This window comes from Acetobacter fabarum, from assembly GCF_011516925.1.
In the GTDB taxonomy this organism is placed as follows: Bacteria; Pseudomonadota; Alphaproteobacteria; order Acetobacterales; family Acetobacteraceae; genus Acetobacter; species Acetobacter fabarum.
This window is the reverse complement of the sequence record NZ_WOTG01000002.1, coordinates 245,326-262,719: the sequence shown is the minus strand read 5'-3', so window position 1 is coordinate 262,719 and position 17,394 is coordinate 245,326. Positions and strand designations below refer to the sequence as shown.

At 58.8% G+C, this 17,394-nt stretch carries 15 protein-coding genes; 7 read left to right on the top strand and 8 right to left on the bottom strand.

All coding sequences use genetic code 11. From position 1 onward, the window contains the following. The first annotated feature begins 351 nt into the window (after positions 1-351). The 3 genes from GOB83_RS04240 (at position 352) to GOB83_RS04230 (ending at position 2,329) form a co-directional block, all read left to right on the top strand. On the top strand, positions 352-774 hold the full coding sequence (locus GOB83_RS04240; RefSeq protein WP_165925331.1) for a hypothetical protein: 423 nt from the start codon (positions 352-354) through the stop codon (positions 772-774). 75 nt (positions 775-849) lie between these two features. Continuing rightward, positions 850-1,116, top strand: coding sequence for a metal-sensing transcriptional repressor (locus GOB83_RS04235; RefSeq protein WP_165925330.1), 267 nt, complete (start codon positions 850-852; stop codon positions 1,114-1,116). Positions 1,117-1,120: 4 nt separating this feature from the next. Next, positions 1,121-2,329: an MFS transporter gene (locus GOB83_RS04230; RefSeq protein ID WP_165925329.1), complete on the top strand. Its 1,209-nt coding sequence runs from the start codon at positions 1,121-1,123 to the stop codon at positions 2,327-2,329. A gap of 83 nt (positions 2,330-2,412) precedes the next feature. Here the strand turns inward: GOB83_RS04230 and GOB83_RS04225 are convergent, their stop codons facing one another. Beyond that, positions 2,413-3,444: a mitochondrial fission ELM1 family protein gene (locus GOB83_RS04225; protein ID WP_086645706.1), complete on the bottom strand. Its 1,032-nt coding sequence runs from the start codon at positions 3,442-3,444 to the stop codon at positions 2,413-2,415. 133 nt (positions 3,445-3,577) lie between these two features. On the opposite strand from GOB83_RS04225, the gene GOB83_RS04220 reads away from it, so the two are divergent. Together GOB83_RS04220 and GOB83_RS04215 are read left to right on the top strand one after the other, a co-directional pair. Continuing rightward, the gene (locus tag GOB83_RS04220; RefSeq protein WP_165925328.1) at positions 3,578-4,804 is read left to right on the top strand and encodes a DEAD/DEAH box helicase; all 1,227 of its coding nucleotides are present in this window, start codon (positions 3,578-3,580) and stop codon (positions 4,802-4,804) included. 189 nt (positions 4,805-4,993) lie between these two features. Beyond that, complete coding sequence (locus tag GOB83_RS04215; protein ID WP_165925327.1) at positions 4,994-6,022, top strand: M14 family metallopeptidase; 1,029 nt, start codon at positions 4,994-4,996, stop codon at positions 6,020-6,022. Between the two features lie 39 nt (positions 6,023-6,061). Here the strand turns inward: GOB83_RS04215 and GOB83_RS04210 are convergent, their stop codons facing one another. Together GOB83_RS04210 and glyA are read right to left on the bottom strand one after the other, a co-directional pair. Then, positions 6,062-7,057 (bottom strand): glycosyltransferase family 2 protein, encoded by a 996-nt coding sequence (locus tag GOB83_RS04210; RefSeq protein WP_165925326.1) that lies wholly within the window; start codon positions 7,055-7,057, stop codon positions 6,062-6,064. Positions 7,058-7,363: 306 nt separating this feature from the next. After that, complete coding sequence (gene glyA, locus GOB83_RS04205; protein ID WP_086645618.1) at positions 7,364-8,653, bottom strand: serine hydroxymethyltransferase; 1,290 nt, start codon at positions 8,651-8,653, stop codon at positions 7,364-7,366. A gap of 476 nt (positions 8,654-9,129) precedes the next feature. Here glyA and hemB point away from each other — a divergent pair, with 476 nt between their 5' ends. Both hemB and GOB83_RS04195 read left to right on the top strand, forming a co-directional pair. Next, entirely contained in the window at positions 9,130-10,134 is a 1,005-nt protein-coding gene (gene hemB / locus GOB83_RS04200) for a porphobilinogen synthase (RefSeq protein ID WP_086645619.1), read from the top strand. Positions 10,135-10,206: 72 nt separating this feature from the next. Then, positions 10,207-10,980 (top strand): arginyltransferase, encoded by a 774-nt coding sequence (locus tag GOB83_RS04195; protein WP_165925325.1) that lies wholly within the window; start codon positions 10,207-10,209, stop codon positions 10,978-10,980. Between the two features lie 66 nt (positions 10,981-11,046). On the opposite strand, the gene parC is transcribed toward GOB83_RS04195, so the two are convergent. The 5 genes from parC to GOB83_RS04170 form a co-directional block, all read right to left on the bottom strand. Continuing rightward, positions 11,047-13,257, bottom strand: coding sequence for a DNA topoisomerase IV subunit A (gene parC, locus GOB83_RS04190; RefSeq protein WP_165925324.1), 2,211 nt, complete (start codon positions 13,255-13,257; stop codon positions 11,047-11,049). Positions 13,258-13,341: 84 nt separating this feature from the next. Next, positions 13,342-14,100, bottom strand: coding sequence for a DNA repair protein RecO (recO, locus tag GOB83_RS04185; protein WP_194301293.1), 759 nt, complete (start codon positions 14,098-14,100; stop codon positions 13,342-13,344). Positions 14,101-14,139: 39 nt separating this feature from the next. After that, on the bottom strand, positions 14,140-15,045 hold the full coding sequence (gene tsf / locus GOB83_RS04180; RefSeq protein ID WP_086645622.1) for a translation elongation factor Ts: 906 nt from the start codon (positions 15,043-15,045) through the stop codon (positions 14,140-14,142). Between the two features lie 132 nt (positions 15,046-15,177). After that, entirely contained in the window at positions 15,178-15,966 is a 789-nt protein-coding gene (gene rpsB, locus GOB83_RS04175; RefSeq protein ID WP_086645623.1) for a 30S ribosomal protein S2, read from the bottom strand. Between the two features lie 162 nt (positions 15,967-16,128). Beyond that, positions 16,129-17,235, bottom strand: a complete 1,107-nt coding sequence (locus tag GOB83_RS04170) for an aromatic ring-hydroxylating oxygenase subunit alpha (RefSeq protein ID WP_086645624.1) — start codon at positions 17,233-17,235, stop codon at positions 16,129-16,131. Positions 17,236-17,394: the final 159 nt, after the last annotated feature.

Sequence of the window (17,394 nt, the reverse complement as noted above, 5' to 3'; positions counted from 1 at the left end):
CCCCAACGGTTTCCAGTGTAAAGCTACCTCGAAAGAGTTTAGACCTCCCTACAACTTTGTACCTATGAGGTACGCTCTCACGTGCCCCTTCGAGCGCCAATCACTCACTGACGAACAGCTTTGATCCGCGGATAATCCCAGCAACTAATATCTATATGAGTCAAACCCTTGACCATTAAAGAACAGGCCGGAGCATGAGGTGCAAAATTTTCTGACGGAAATACTACAACATATAGACCTTCTGGATCAGCAAGTTTTTGCACAGCAGACGATATAGAAACTGTAAAAACCAAAAAATATGCAATACATTTCCTAAATAATAAATTTTAAAATCACAGAAAAGTAACAATAATGCTGAACCTTTATAAAGAATCAATACTTAGCATCAATGGTGGTGAAATATCTGATCCTTTCTGTATGTATCCAGTTTATGAGCCATGGACCTATTCAAAAAAGTGGTGCCAGGATGTTTTGGATTTTATATATAGAATGATCTACTCTCATCTAATGTGGATCGATTACCCTGATGAAGGGCCAACCCCCGAAGAGCTAAAAGATATTTTTGAACAAATGTCTCAAAACTCTCCTAATGAGTTTAGTGGTCTTGCGATATGGTCAACCCATCAGTTTTATTTGACTGATAAAGGACAGGAGTTTTTGGATGAATGGAATATATCTGGGAATGATCAGGCTTATTGGAAGAAATTGAACCATATTTTCGAAGAAAATAACGTTGGATTTGATAAATCCAGATTTATTCCGGTGAAATTTTAAAAAAGTTCAATCTTACTTCTATTCCAACGTGTGTTTGTGCGTTGCCTACCCCTCCCCCCTAGGGTAGGGTGATGTATGGTTCATCATTCTCACCCCCTTATCCGGCGGCAACTGCAACAGGCCCACGGGCACCTTGCCAAAGTTATTGCCATGCTCGACGCAGGCCGAAGCTGCTCGGACCTTGCGCAACAGCTTGAGGCCGTGGAAAGTACGATCCGCAAATCCAAGCGCATGCTGGTGCAGGACCACCTTGAGCACTGCATTATAGACGCCATTGCCGCAGGCGAGATGAGCCGCGAGGACGCCTTGCAGGCTTTTGCCGCCCTGACCAAATACCTGTAAGCGCATGCTGCATGTTTTGCGCCACCGCACCTACCGCCACCTGTTTGGGGCACAGCTTGTTGCCCTGACCGGCACAGGCCTTGCCACCGTTGCACTGGGGTTGCTGGCCTTCCGCGTAGCGGGGGGGCATGCCGGGGCTGTACTGGGCACCGCACTGGCCATAAAAATGCTGGCTTATGTGGGCCTAGCCCCCCTTGCCGCAGCTTTTGCAGGCCACCTGCCCCGCCGCACGGCACTGGTTCTGCTGGACTTTGTACGCTGTGGTGTGGCCGCCTGCCTGCCGTTTGTGAACACGGTCTGGCAGATTTACGTTCTGATCTTTGCCCTCCAGGCGGCTTCGGCTGCATTTACACCGACGTTTCAGGCGACCATCCCCGATATTCTGCCCGACGAGCAGGATTATACCGATGCGCTCTCCCTCTCCCGCATTGCGTATGACATGGAAAGCGTACTCAGCCCGTTACTGGCCGCAGCCCTGTTGAGTGTCGTGTCCTTCCACGCCCTGTTCGTGGGGACTGCGCTGGGCTTTTTGGGTTCTGCCGCTCTTGTCATGTCTGTTCGCCTGCCCGCCCCCAGACCTGCACCGCACCGGAGTGTGTACGAGCGCACAACCCGCGGCATACGCCTCTACCTTGCTACTCCGCGCCTGCGGGGCCTGCTGGGTATTAACATGGCCGTTGCTGCGGCAGCCTCCATCGTGCTGGTCAACACGGTTGTTTATGTGCAGGGCACATTCGGTTTGGGGCAGAGCGCAACAGCGCTCGCACTGGCCTGTTTTGGGGCGGGCTCCATGCTGGCAGCTCTTGGCTTACCCCGCGTGCTGGCACGCAGGGCAGACCGCACGGTTATGCTGGGTGGGGCCAGTGTGTTGTGTGTGGGGGCTGCTCTGGCCATAAGCGTGCCCAGCTATGGCTGGCTACTGCCACTCTGGGCCGTGCTGGGCGTTGGGTATTCCGTTGCACAAACACCTTCTGGCCGCCTGCTCCGCCGCTCCGGCACGGCGGAGGACAGACCCGCACTGTTCGCGGCCCAGTTTTCGCTCTCTCATTTATGCTGGTTACTGGCTTACCCGCTTGCCGGGCGCGTGGGGGCTGCGTTTGGGCTGCCTGTTGCCGCTATGGGGTTATGCGTGCTGGCCGTTATGGCCACGGCACTGGCGTCTCTGGTCTGGCCCGCAGACAACCCGGACACCCCCGAACCGGCTCCCCTGTAGCCTGATACATTCCAGCCAACCCAATACTGGGCCGGAGGCAGCACACTGGGTACTGCCCCTGCCTTCCATGCACTATAGGCGGGCTAGAAGCCGAGCCTGCTATGCATTTCCCCCACCAGTTCGGCCGTATCATCCAGTGGGGTTACGTACCATGGCGTGGGCAGGCGGATAGCACTCTCACCCAGCACGCGCACGCGCCCGGCCAGTTCGAGTTCCTCAACAAACTCATTGATCCGGCGGGATTTGCCAGGCAGCGGAAAAACCGTAACAGGCGCACGCCCTGCCACGGATTCGGACATCATGGAAACACTGTCTATGGTTACAAGCAGGCTGTCGGCACAGGCGATCAGCCCGATATAGGGGTTATCCCCCTCCCCATCCCATACAAAGCCACCTGCGGGTTCTATAATTTCCTTGAGCGCGGCCAGTGCCTGCGGGTCTGTCCGGCGGGAGGCGGTCACAATCAGGCTGCCGCCTTCATCCTTGCGGGTCTGCACCAGCACATGGGCCAGCCTGCGGGCTTCTGCCTCACCCAGCTGGAAGCGCCCGTTGGAGCCACCAACAAGGGCGGCTACCAGCGGGCGGGGCAAATGGGCAAACCGTGGCTCCCACTCCTGCCGGGCACTTGCAAGCTCCTCGGGGGTAAGGCCATGCAACGCGGTGCGGCCGAGCAGAACATTGGGGCCAGAAATATCATCATGCCGGCAGGCCAGAATCAGGTCAAAACGGGCGAGCGACTGCCGGGGGTTCTGAATCTGCACCACCGGGCGGTGGTGCGCGCGCAGGGCTGCCCCAATGGCGCCACCCTTGCCACCAATGCTGATCACCACATCCGCGCGCAGCAGGTCCTTGTGGGATTCCAGCATCTGCCCGCTGCTACCACGCAGGCATGTGCGGCCAAGCCAGCGCGGGCCAGCCAGCGCCACACGCGCCACACGGCTGGGGCATACGGGCTGGAACGTACCATCCCACCCGGCACGGTGGGCAAGCCCCAATGCCTGCGAACGCATACCGGCAAAATTTTCCCCCACCACAAAAGCGTGGGGTGCCGCACGCGGCAAATCCTCTACCGGGTTCGAGCCAGTTTGCGCACCTGCATACATTGCGCTCGCCATAACGCGCATTCCTCCGCTACACATCGGCCTTTGCAACCACGCGCCCTGCATGGTCCGCTTTGTCCTTGCTATCGGTTTGTCTTTAAAAGCAAGGCACCTTGTACGCATTCCAGACCACGAGAAAGGCAACAGTATGTCCGCTAGCTTCAAGGATACGGGTCTGTCCCCAGCCCTTTGCGCCCATGCACAGCAGGCGGGAATGACACATCCGACCCCCATCCAGCTAGCGGCCATTCCCGCAGCACTGGAAGGGCGGGACATTCTGGCCACCGCCCCGACCGGCACGGGCAAAACCGCAGCTTATGCGCTGCCCATGCTGCACAGGCTGCTCAAGGCCCGCAAACCCCGTACATTGCTGGTTATGGTGCCCACGCGTGAACTTGTGTTGCAGACCGCCAAGGTCTTTCGCGCCTGTCTGGGCGAAGGGGGCAAAAAGCAGGCAAACGCCAGAACGCATACCCCCCCCATTATCTGCCTGTATGGCGGCGCGGACCGGGACGAGCAGGCCGCAGAACTCATCCAGACCAGCGGCATGAGCCGTATTCTTATTGCCACACCGGGGCGTCTGCTGGATTTTATTGGCACAGGCACATGCGACCTTACAGACTGCTTCCAGCTTGTAATGGACGAGTGCGACCGCCTGTTCACCCACGAGTTTGAGGAGGAAACCCGCACCATCCTCAACTATCTGCCCACACCGCGCCAGACACTGGCTTTTTCCGCCACCATGCCGGCCGCGTGCAAGGCCATGCTGGCCAGCATTGTGTACAAGCCGGTGGAACTGAGTGTTGAAAAACCACCCGAGGAGCGCCCCGCCATCCGTCAGGGTGTGCTGTTTCTGGAAGACGAGCAGAAGGCAGTCTTCCTCAAGACATTTTTTGGCCGCAGCCCCAAAACACGCAGCATTGTGTTTGTCCGCACCAAAGCGGAAGCGGATGTGCTGGCCGCCACACTCAAAAAAGCACGTCTGGCCGTAGCCCCCCTGCATGGGGACCTGACACAGGACAAACGCACCAGCACTGTGGCCAGCTTTGGCTCTGGCCGCCTGTTTATTCTGGTCGCGACCGATGTGGCCGCCCGTGGGCTGGATATTGCCTCAGTTACGCAGGTTATTAACTACGACGTACCCGAACAGCCCGAAACCTACCTGCACCGCATTGGCCGCACAGGCCGCGCGGGGCAGAAGGGCTCCGCACTCACCCTGTGTTCGGGGGCCGAACGCAAGCGCCTGCGGCAGGTGGAGGTTGGCGCGCATGTCAAACTCCGCGTGCTCAGCACGGAGCAGGCACTCCCGCCTGCAACGCCGTCTGGCCCGCGCGCTGTGGCAGGCAAGCCGCGCCCAAAAACCAAAGGCGCATAACCACATCCGCCACCACAACACGGGCATGTTCCCCATGCCCGCAACACCTCCACACCACCGTGCAGGGAGGGGATTGCAGCCACACGCAACCCGAACCATACTCAGGCCCATGTGGTGCAGTTTTTTCCTCCCTCACCCATTGTGCCAATCTTTGGGGACAACACTCCGTTGCAAAGCACCGGGGCAGCCATGAGCTGTGCCGCAAAGCGCAAACGGGGTGGCAAAAGCTCCTACCGCTTCCGCACCCTGCCAGAGGTTCTGCCTCCCCCTCTGCCACCGCTCCCCCACGCACCACCGCAAGACCCCTTGCCGGACATAACACCATGGGTGCAGGGGAACTGCGGCATAAGAGGGGTCCACCATTTTGAAAGCCACAGGCCCGGCCCCCACATTGCCATAACGGCCCTGATGCACGGCAACGAATATGCCGGGGCCGGAGCCCTTACCCACCTGCTGGCAACGCCCCCTACCCCCACACGGGGGCGGCTGAGCCTGATTTTTCTTAACCCGGATGCCTACGCGGCGTTTGACCCCCGCCACCCCTCCCGCTTCCGTTATATTGAGGAGGACATGAACAGGCTGTGGGCCCCCAAACTTATCCACTCCACACATACATCCCTTGAAATGCAGCGCGTGCGCGAGCTTGTACCCGTGATTGACACGGTGGACGTGCTGCTTGACCTGCACACCATGACATGGCCTTCCGCCCCCCTGCTGCTGACCAGCATGGCAGAGCGCAACCTGCGCATGGCCAACACTCTGGCCTGCCAGCAGGCAGACCCTCCACAGGTTGTACTGGATCAGGGCCACCCCACCGGGCCCCGCCTGATTGATTACGAGCGTTTTTCCACACCATCAGGCACGGCACGGGCCTGCCTGCTTGAAGCCGGGCAACACTGGACCCGCAGCGCCACCCAGCACAGCCTGAGCATGGCCCGCGCGTTTCTGGCCCAGCATGGCATGGGGCCGCCTTTACCCATCACCCCACACCAGGGCGGGATCAATGCCGTGGTGACCGATTGCGTGGAAGCCCATACCGCAGGCTTTGCCTTCCTGCGCCGCTATACGGGTGGAGATATTATTGAACGCGCCCAAACCCTGATTGCCGTGGATGGCATGGACGAAATCCGCACCCCCTACGACAACTGCATGCTGGTCATACCCAACCTGCGCCCCCGCCGGGGGCATACGGCTGTCCGGCTGGCGCGCCTTCTTTAAAATCAGACCGGGTAGTACAGGCTCAAGGCAGGGTTTGCCTTAAGGCTCTGCCGTTGCAACCGGGGGAACATCGCCCTGCGCATCGGGCAGGCGGGGGGGAGGCGGCAGCGCGAGATAGGCCAGACGTTTGGTTTCCCGCCGCCCCAGCGCAACGCTATCCAGAATAAGACCACACCCCATGGAAAATACGGCCAGAATGACCAGCCCGGTCGCCAGAACAGCCGTGGGCAGGCGCTGCACCAGCCCGGTCCGGAAAAAGTCGAGAATAACCGGCAAGCCCAGACCAATGGCGCAAACCAGCACAACCACACCAATGGTGGTAAAGAACATCAATGGCCGTTCCTGTTTGACCAGATTGATGATCATGCCCAGAATACGGAAGCCATCGCTATAGGTATTCAGCTTGGAGGCCGAGCCGGGGGGCCGTTCCACATAACGGGTTGACTGCTCGCCAATAGGCATGGCCAGTTCCAGCGCATGAACGGTAAATTCCGTTTCCGTCTCAAACCCTGAAGACAGGGCGGGAAAGGATTTGACAAACCGCCGCGAAAAAACCCGGTAGCCCGAAAGCATGTCTGACAACCGGCGCCCGAACACGCTGGTGACAAGCCCGGTAAGCACCTTGTTGCCCAGAACATGGCCGCGCCGGTAGGCATCCACCCGGTCGGTAACACGCGCGCCATTCACCATATCCAGCCCGTTGGTGTAGGCGGTTTTCAGCATCTCTGGTGCAGCAGCGGCCTCGTATGTGGCATCCCCGTCCACCAGAATGTAAAAATCGGCTTCAATGTCTGAAAACATGCGCCGGATCACGTAGCCTTTGCCCTGAAGGGATTCAGAGCGAACAATGGCACCAGCGGCCAGCGCGGTTTTGACCGTCTGATCCGTGGAATTATTGTCATAAACATAGATTGGCGCATTAGGCAGTGCTGCCCGAAAATCCCGAACAACTGACCCTATGGTTATTTCTTCATTATAGCAGGGTATTAAAACCACAACTTTAATATCAGCTAAAAATGACTTAGAAACATCCATTGAATCACTTACACTCTACTATATGGATGGCGAAAACTACTTTTCCACACCTCAATCCATCCATGTTGTCCAAGGCTTTTGCGTTGTATTTATTTCATTTTTTTTCTGTTGTATATGCCGCTGCATAAATTTCATTTTTTATAAAACAGGCTGCATATCTTTTCATATTCCGGCCATGGCCTACCTGCTTTCTCCCCACAGGAACGCGCAGAAACGCCGCACACGGGTCGGGCATGAACAGACCAGCAAAAAAGGCGCGGGAGAAATCTCCCGCGCCTTTTAAGGCAGAACCGATTTAAACGCAGATTAGCGCGTATAAATGGGGAAGCGTGCACACAGGGCCTTAACCCGTTCATGCACAGCGTTTTCCACTGCGGTATCACCTTCCCCACCCGAGGCGGCAAGGGCGGTCAGCACTTCGTCGATCATTTCACCAACCTGGCGGAACTCTGCTTCGCGGAAGCCACGTGCCGTAGCAGCAGGGCTGCCCAGACGCACGCCAGAGGTAATGGCAGGTTTTTCCGGGTCAAACGGAATGGCATTTTTGTTGGCTGTAATGCCCGCACGTTCCAGTGCCTGTTCCGCTGCTTTGCCGGTCACCTTTTTAGGCCGCAGGTCAACGAGCAGCAGGTGGGAATCCGTGCCACCAGTCACAATATCAAACCCACGCTCCACCAGCACTTCGGCCAGCACTGCGGCGTTCTTCTGCACGGCTTTCTGATATTCCTTGAACTCAGGGCGCAGGGCTTCGCCAAAAGCTACGGCTTTACCGGCAATAACATGCATGAGCGGGCCGCCCTGCAGGCCGGGGAACACGGCAGAGTTGATCTTTTTGGCCAGTGCTTCGCTGTTGGTCAGGATCAGGCCGCCACGCGGGCCACGCAGGGTTTTATGCGTGGTGGAGGTTACAATGTCTGCATATTCCAGCGGGTTGGGGTACAGGCCCGCAGCAACCAGACCGGCAAAATGCGCCATATCCACCATAAGCAGCGCACCCACTTCGTCCGCAATGCGGCGGAAACGGGCAAAGTCGATAATCCGCGGGTAAGCGGACCCACCAGCCACGATAATGGAGGGCTTGTGCTCGCGCGCAAGGCTTTCCATCTGGTCGTAGTCCAGCATGCCGTCCTGCTGGCGCACGCCATACTGCACGGCATTGAACCATTTGCCCGAATAGTTGGGAGCTGCACCGTGTGTAAGGTGCCCACCCGCGGCAAGGCTCATGCCCAGAACGGTGTCACCCGGCTTGCCCATGGCCATGAACGCGGCCTGGTTGGCATTGGCGCCCGAATGCGGCTGCACGTTGGCAAAAGCGGCACCAAACAGGGTTTTGGCCCGTTCAATGGCCAGAGTTTCCACCTTGTCCACTTCCACGCAGCCACCGTAGTAGCGGCGACCGGGGTAGCCTTCGGCGTATTTGTTGGTCAGCACACTGCCCTGCGCCTGCAAAACAGCCTCGGAGGCCATGTTTTCGCTGGCGATCAGCTCAATCCCATCCTGCTGGCGGGTCAGCTCTGCGGCAATGGCGGACGCAACGTCCGGATCCGTCTGGGTCAGCGGCGCATGAAAAAAACGGTCCAGATCCGTGTGGCTCATTCGGGTGTTCCCTCAAAATCAAACTGTCGTTTGGCAACATGCCTGCCGGGCGGCAGATGGTGGTCACTCTATACGGTTCTGGCACGCTCTTTGCCAGACCATGTTCCACACTGCTTTTTATAACAGACACAAGCGCTGGGTGCTCTCTTACTCCGTTCCTTGCGCCCCTGACAGGAGAAAAACGCAAAAGGGGCGGAACTCTCCCCCCTTTTGCAGCCCTGTACTTTTACCCACCGCACAGGCTTGCATACACCACAAGCACCAGCCCCGGCATGGCACGGGGGCTGGCCCCTGCGGTAGCGGCGGATTCGCATACCGTGAGCATTGCAAAACCACGCGGAGCTGACCTTTACCCCAGCGGGGTTGCATAACAGGGGCAGGAGCGCATACTCCCCCCGTTTTGTTCACCCCTGTGCTGCCATGGACAACCAGCCAAGCCTGCCCCGTGGCAAACACCGTGCAAGGAGATCCCGCCCATGATGGCTGGTCGTTTCCCTTTGACCCGCCCGCGCCGCAACCGGTTTGACGATGCGACACGCCGCCTGGTTGCCGAAAACTCACTGGGCATCAGCAACCTGATCTGGCCGATTTTTTTCATGGAAGGAACAGGTGTTACAACCGAAGTTTCCTCCATGCCCGGTGCGCACCGCGTTACACTGGACCGGCTTGCCAAGCATGTGGAACCAGCCGCCAAACTGGGCATTCCGGCCCTTGCCCTGTTCCCCATCACCCCGACAGAAGCCCGTGATGACGTCGGGACCGAAGCGCTCAACCCCGACAACCTGATGTGTCGGGCAGCCAGACTACTGAAAAAAGAGTTCCCCGACATGGCCCTGATCGGGGACGTGGCGCTGGACCCCTACACCAACCACGGCCATGACGGCGTGATCGAAGATGGCTACGTGGTCAATGAGGCCTCGGTCCAGATCCTGTCCCAGCAGGCTGTTAATCAGGCCCGCGCAGGGGTGGATATTATCGCACCTTCGGACATGATGGACGGGCGCATTGCCGTTATCCGGCAGGACCTTGACGCCAATGGCCTGATCAACACCCGCATCATGTCCTATGCCGCCAAATATGCATCCGCCTTTTATGGCCCGTTCCGTGATGCGCTTGGCTCTGGCGGGCTGCTGAAAGGCGACAAAAAAACCTATCAGATGGACCCCGCCAACAGCGATGAAGCCCTGCGCGAAGTGGAGATGGACATTGCCGAAGGCGCGGACATGGTCATGGTCAAGCCGGGCATGCCGTATCTGGACATTATCCGCCGCGTAAAAGACACCTTTAGCGTGCCGACTTTTGCGTATCAGGTCTCGGGAGAATATGCGATGCTCATGGCAGCCATTAACAATGGCTGGCTCGACCGCGACCGTGCCATCATGGAAAGCCTGATGGCTTTCCGCCGTGCTGGAGCCAATGGCATACTCACATATTTTGCCATTGAAGCTGCACAGCGCATCCGGGAAAGATCGGGCCTGTAACCACCGCCTGGCCCATGCCGGGCATAAGCGGGCCAGTTCTACTGGCCCGCCATGCATCCGGGATTGCCGATTATGACGCCTCCGCTGCGCAACCCGCAGTTTTTTTACACCACCACGGCACAACCCTGCCCGTACCTGCCTGCGCGCATGGAACGCAAAATTCTGGTTGATCTGGCAGTCCCCGATGCCGACACCCTGCACAGCCGCCTGTCTGCCACGGGCTTCCGGCGCAGCCACACACTCGCTTACGCGCCTTTGTGTGCAGGATGCTCTGCCTGTATTCCCATCCGCCTGCCTGTGGCGGCCTTTGCCCCCAGCCGCACACAAAAACGGGTCTGGAACCGCAATACGGACCTGAGCGCGACCTTGCTGCCCCCTGTAGCAACAGGCGAACAATACGAGCTGTTCCGCCAGTACCTGAACACCCGCCACGCAGATGGCGAAATGGCAAACATGACCGCGCGCGACTACCGGATTATGGTGGAGGAAACGACGGTTGATACACAGATCATAGAATTCCGCACGGCAGACAACAAACTGGTCGCAGTCAGCCTGACCGATACGCTCGATGACGGGCTTTCGGCCGTGTACAGCTTTTACGACCCCCAGCAGACCACCCGCTCACTAGGGGTGTATGTTGTGCTTTTTCTTATTCACCAGACATTTCTGCTCGGCCGCCCGTATCTGTATCTGGGCTACTGGATTCCGGGCAGCCCCAAGATGGCGTACAAAAGCCGTTTCCGACCGGCAGAAATCCTGCGTGATGATACATGGCAGCCGCTGGACCCGGAGCAGCCCATCAACACCACGCGGGACGCCCTGTTCCCGGATGCGCCGTTATTCTGACCCACCTGCCAGACATAGGCCTGCCCCCGCAGGCCATGCGCCCGAGGAGCAGGCCTGATAACAGGCTTAGGCTTTTTTGTTCGCCCAGGTGGGAGCCAGCTTGCCAACACTTGCACGCTTGCCCAGCCAGTCCTGCAAATCCGCCATAACGCGGTTCCGTACGGCTCCGGGCCAGACCAGCCCTTCGGATGCAGTAAACACCACAGCCTGACGCAACTGCCCGCCATCGGCGTATTTCTGCAACGCCACCCCCAGACCACGCCCCATGACGGGGAGCTGATCGAGCGGGAAAATCAAAAACCGGCGGTTATCCCCAAGCACTGCCACGTGGTCCCCTTGTGCGGGAATGCACAACTGGGCGGACTCATCGCCCTTGAGGTTAAGCACCTGCCGACCTGAGCGCTTTTCGGAGACGAGGTTATCATCCTCCACCACCATGCCACGCCCCGCACTGGAAGCCACAAGGCGCTTACCGCCTTCCTCGAGCACAAAAACTGCTAGCAGTTCTTCATCATTGGAGAGGTCCATAAGCAGGCGTATCGGCTGGCCATCACCCCGCCCGCGCGGCAGGTCCACACCCTTGAGCGTAAAGGCACGGCCATCGGTCGCAAAAAAGCACAGCCTGTCCGTGCTCTGGCACGGAAGGGCCAGCTTGAGGCCATCTCCTTCCTTGAACTTCTGGCTTTCCAGATCAACATTGTGGCCCTTGATGGCCCGCACCCACCCTTTTTGGGACAGGATCATGGTCAGTGGTTCGCGCTCCACTGTTTCCACCACCGAAATATCAACCGGCTTGGGAGCGGACAGAATGGTGCTGCGCCGTGGTCCAACGCGGCCCTTGCCAAACGTTTTGACCATGCCCTCCAGTTCCTGCCCGATTTGCTTCCAGCGCTGTTTTTCATCTCCCAGCAGCGCGAGCAGTCCGGCTTTTTCGGCAGCAAGGGCGTCATGCTCCTTGCGGATTTCCATTTCCTCAAGGCGGCGCAGGCTGCGCAGGCGCATGTTCAGCACGGATTCGGCCTGCATGTCGGTCAGGCCAAAGGTGGCCATCAGGCTGGCTTTGGCATCATCCTCCTCGCGGATAATGCGAATGACCTCATCCAGATTGAGGTAAACGATGAGAAAGCCTGCCAGAATTTCCAGCCGTTTTTCCACGGCGGCAAGGCGGTGGCGGCTACGCCGTTCCAGCACTTCGTGCCGGTGGTCCAGCCATGCCTGTAACACCTGCTTGAGCCCCAGCACACCGGGGGAGCGGTCCGCCCCAAGCACGTTCATGTTCAGGGGGAAGCGGCTTTCCAGCGGCGTGGCGCGGAACAGGGTTTCCATCAGCACTTCGGGTTCGATCCCGCGTGTTTTTGGCTCAAGGATCAGACGGATTTCATCCGTACTTTCGTCGCGAATATCGCCTAGCAGCGGGAGTTTTTTCTGCTCCAGCAGGTCTGCTACCTGTTCGATCAGGCGGGACTTCTGCACCTGGTACGGTATTTCCGACACAACAATATGCCATGTGCCAAACCGCCCCTGCTCCACGGCCCAGCGTGCACGCATGCGGAAGCCCCCACGCCCTGTCTCGTATGCCTGCAGAATAGCCGAGGCATCCTCCACAATCAGCCCGCCGGTGGGGAAGTCCGGCCCCGGCATAAGGGCCAGCAGGTCCTGCGTGGTGGCGGTGGGTTTGCGCACCAGCAGCGCTGCGGCCGCGCACACTTCTGCCGCGTTATGGGGGGGAATGCTGGTGGCCATGCCCACGGCAATACCCGCGGCACCATTGGCCAGAAGGTTGGGGAACGCCGCTGGCAGCACCACGGGTTCCTGCTCCTCACCATCATAGGTGGGGCGAAAATCGACTGCATCGCTCTCGATCCCGTCCAGCAGGGCTACGGCCACTTCGGTCAGGCGGGATTCCGTATACCGCATGGCGGCTGCGTTATCGCCATCAATCGAGCCAAAGTTCCCCTGCCCTTCAACCAGCGGGTAACGGGCGGCAAAATCCTGCGCCAGACGGACCAGTGCCTCATAAACCGAGGCATCACCATGGGGGTGGAACTTACCAATGACGTCCCCCACAACACGCGCGCACTTTTTAAACCCCGATGCCGGGTCCAGCTTGAGCTGGTGCATGGCGTAAACCAGCCGCCTGTGCACTGGTTTGAGCCCATCGCGCACATCTGGCAGCGAACGTGACATGATGGTGGACAAAGCATAGGCCAGATAACGCTCGCTTAGCGCATCTGCCAGTTTTGTCTCCTCAATATGGCCTTCGAATGTCTCGTTCATGTTCTGCCCCAGATAAAACGGTGCGATGTGTGATGGCCATGACATACCGCCACAGGCCAAGTTGTGCCAGCCTTGGTGCGCAGTTCAGGTTGCGCCCGCCCCTGCTACCAGTTTTTCCACACGCCCGAGCAGCCTCTGCCGGGCGGCAGGGAGGGGCAGATGCCGCTGGCCAAAGGCATCCCGCGCCAGAAAATGCCCACTCAGGCGCAGGCCATCCAGCCAGTCCGGCCAGGAACCGGCCTGTGTGGGGTCATGCAAAAAAGCAGGGAGGGGCAGGAGCCGGTCCTTCCACACTCCTGCTCCTTCGCGGCTGACGGCACGCCCTGTGCGGGGGGAGACAAAAGCGAGGTCGCCCGTCTGCCCGGTCACGGCGCAGCAGCTTAAATCCAGCCCAAAGCCCAGCACGTCCAGCAAGGCCAGCTCCCACTCAATGTAATTGGGCAGGCCAGTCTGCTCCGCAACGTCGGGGCTGTAGCCGATAAAGGAAAGAAGTTTGAGGGTCGCCCCAAAAAATGCCGGGCAAGGCTCACCCTCGGGCAGGGTCGCATCGGCCAGAACGCAGGCAGACTGCATCATGGCCAGTGCCAGCGGCATGCTCAGGATACGCGCCGCACAGCCGTACAGCAGTTCACCCGATACCTGAACAGGAGCCCCCTCGCCCCGTTGTGTCAGGCGGACCTTGACCACATTACCCGGCTGCCACAAGGCGCGACCGGCACGGCCAGCACCCCCGTAAGCCAGGGCACGCACCAGCCCGTCCTGCTCGGTCAGCATATGAACCTGCGCGCCATTTTCGCCCTGCGGGGCCACAAAAACAACAAGAGCGGGAGCCTCCCTTTGCAGAGAAGTCCCGCTCTTGTTCAACATGCAAAAGACCCGGTCTTAGACGCCGGAAACCTTGGCCACTTCAGCGGCAAAGTCATCAACGGTCTTTTCAATGCCTTCACCCAGGTGGAAGCGGTCAAAACCAGCCAGCTTGACGCCAGCTTTTTTAACAACGTCCTTCACGCGGGTTTCGCCGTCATGCACCCAAACCTGTTCCAGAAGCACCACTTCTTCGTAGAACTTGCGGATACGGCCTTCGACCATTTTTTCAATAATGGCTTCGGGCTTGCCCGATGCGCGGGACTGTTCGATCAGAACAGCGCGTTCACGCTCGACTTCTTCCTGGTTCAGGCTGCTGACATCCAGCGCGGACGGGCGGGTAGCTGCAACATGCATACCAACCTGACGGCCAAGCTGTTCAATGGCTTCATCAGCCGTCGGAGCTTCAATAGCTGCCAGAACGCCAATTTTGCCCAGACCGGGGCGCAGGGCACCATGCACGTAAGTTGCCACCACACCAGACGGCACGGTGAACACGCGTGCGCGGCGCAGGGTCATGTTTTCGCCGATGGTGGCGATCAGGTGGGTCAGTTCATCAGCAACGGTGCGGCCCGTGTCCAGCGTAGCTGCCTTGATGGCTTCCAGATCATCACCAACCTTGAGTGCAACCTGAGCAACGGATTCCACAAAGTTCTGGAACGCTTCGTTACGGGCAACAAAGTCGGTTTCGGCGTTGACTTCCACCATGGCGGCGGTTTTGTCGCCAGAGGCAACGGCAACCAGACCTTCTGCTGCCACGCGGCCGGATTTTTTGGCGGCGGCGGCAAGGCCCTTGGTGCGCAGCCAGTCAATGGCGGCTTCAATATCACCCTGCGCTTCGTTCAGCGCCTTTTTGCAATCCATCATGCCTGCGCCGGTTTTTTCGCGCAGTTCCTTGACCAATGCTGCGGTAATTTCCGCCATATTCCTACTCCTTAGAAAACCGCAACGCGCCCCTGGCAGGGCGCGTGGCAGAACATTCCGTTGCCTGTAAAAACCACAGGCATCTCATGCAAAAAAACAGCCCGGTTTAAGCCGGGCTGTTTTTTAAAGGCTTCAGCCTGCTGCCGGAGCTTCTTCCGCCACCGGAGCCGCTTCCAGAGCGGGTTCAACCGGCAGTTCTTCAGATGCACCCACGTCATGGCCCGCTGCACCCAGTTCGGCGGAAATACCGTCGAGCACGGAAGCGGAAACGAGGTCGCAGTAAAGGCCAATGGCGCGAATGGCGTCATCGTTGCCGGGGACCGGGTAGGTCACGCCGCGCGGGTCGGAGTTGCTGTCCAGAATGGCCACAACCGGGATACCCAGCTTGTTGGCTTCTTCAATGGCCAGCTTTTCCTTGTTCGTGTCGATCACGAACAGGACGTCGGGCAGACCACCCATTTCCTTGATACCACCAAGGGAGCGTTCCAGCTTGTCGCGCTGGCGGGTCAGTTCCAGCACTTCCTTCTTGGTCAGGCCGGAAGTCGCGCCTTCGAGCGTTTCTTCAATCTGGCGCAGACGCTTGATGGAGCCCTGAATGGTCTTCCAGTTGGTGAGCATGCCGCCCAGCCAGCGGTGGTTGACGTAGTACTGACCGCAGCGGCGTGCTGCTTCTGCAATCGGGTCCTGTGCAGCGCGCTTGGTGCCAACGAACAGAACGCGGCCACCGCCAGCTACAACATCGCGAATCGCCTTAAGGGCGCGGTCGAGCAGGCCAACGGTCTGCTGGAGGTCGATGATGTGAACCTGGTTGCGCACACCGAACAGGAACGGCGCCATGCGCGGGTTCCAGCGGCGTGTGTGGTGACCAAAGTGAACACCAGCTTCAAGCAGCTGGCGCAGTGTGAAATCGGGCATCGCCATGGGGCGTATTCCTACCTAACTGGTTAAACCTCCGCGAGACACCACCCAGCCATCTGACTGGGCACCAGAGGTGTATGGCCCCGCGTGTGTTATACCCCGGCCTGCGCCGGGGCGGCTCTATATGGCGTTTTTTGGCCCTGCGGGCAAGGCCAAAAAGTGCGTTCAGCCCTGCTTGAGCGGTTTGGCGTAACGGTTGGGCACCCCGCTGCGGGCCAGCAGCTCGCGCAGGCTTTTGACAACAGGGAACACTTCCACGTTGTGATCCCCGCCCAGTTCACGCCATGCGTTCTGTTCCATTTCCACAATTTCGCGGTCTTCTTCAAAGATGCGATGCGTAAACAGACCCAGCACCGGCCATGCCATATCAAGCAGGAAAGTCCATTTGGGCTTTTTAACCGACAGCAGACCAAACGCCTGAGTAACCTGCTGGGTTTCCCCCAGCGGCAGGTAACATGCCCACAGGTCCATGATCAGGTCGCCGTCCTTATCGTGGATCTGGAGCGTCTGGTACGGATAAGTGGTGCGGATGGACACGACCTCTTCCACCGGCTGTTCGCGCCCATCATCATGGTGTTTGCCAAAAATCAGGGCTTCGGCCAGCGGCTGGTTGCCCCCTTTGCGCGCAAAGCTGTAGCGGGCTTCCATAAAGTTGTCGCCCTTGTCCTGCCCCAGAAAACGAGCCGTGATGGAACCCATCTGGCGGCGGTGCAGGAACTGATGGTTCATGTCCATCAGGTTTTCGTGCATGAACGTGTAGTGGCACTTCAGGCGCGGGCTGAACTGGCGGGTCTTGTATTCGGGGTTCCCCACCTGCGCGATGTCGGGCACGGGCACCTTGTCCGCCAGATCGGGGTCGCCGGGGAAGATAAAGATCAGCCCGCTTTTTTCGCGGCAGGGGTAGGATTTAACCGGGCGACCCACGCCTTCCTTGTTCAGGTAAGGCACGGTTACGCATTTGCCCTGCTGGTCAAACGCCCAGCCATGATAACAGCACTTGATGCAGCCCTTATCGTCGACAACGCCTTTGCTCAGCGGCACCTGACGGTGGGCGCAACGGTCTTCCAGCGCATAGACCGGGCCGTATTCGGGGCGGATAAGCGCAATGGGGTGGCCTGCAAAGCGGGCGGCAAATGCCTTGCCCTGCCGTACCTTGCTGGACCATGCCACAGGGTACCAGAAATTGGGATCAACATCGATCTGCCTCAGATCATAACGGGGGGCATGACCCTGCTCCGCCTGTTGCTCCGTGGCTGTTGCTGCCTGTTGCATGGTGTCACCTCATCAGAATACCACAGACCGGCTGTTCCGATGCATATCATTCCGGCCTGAAAAGGACGGGCGAACGATTGAGCATTCAGGCAGGTCTGCACAAGCCCTTATCGTCGCATGCCTGCCCTCTAAACGAAAAGGGCATAAATCAAAACCGGC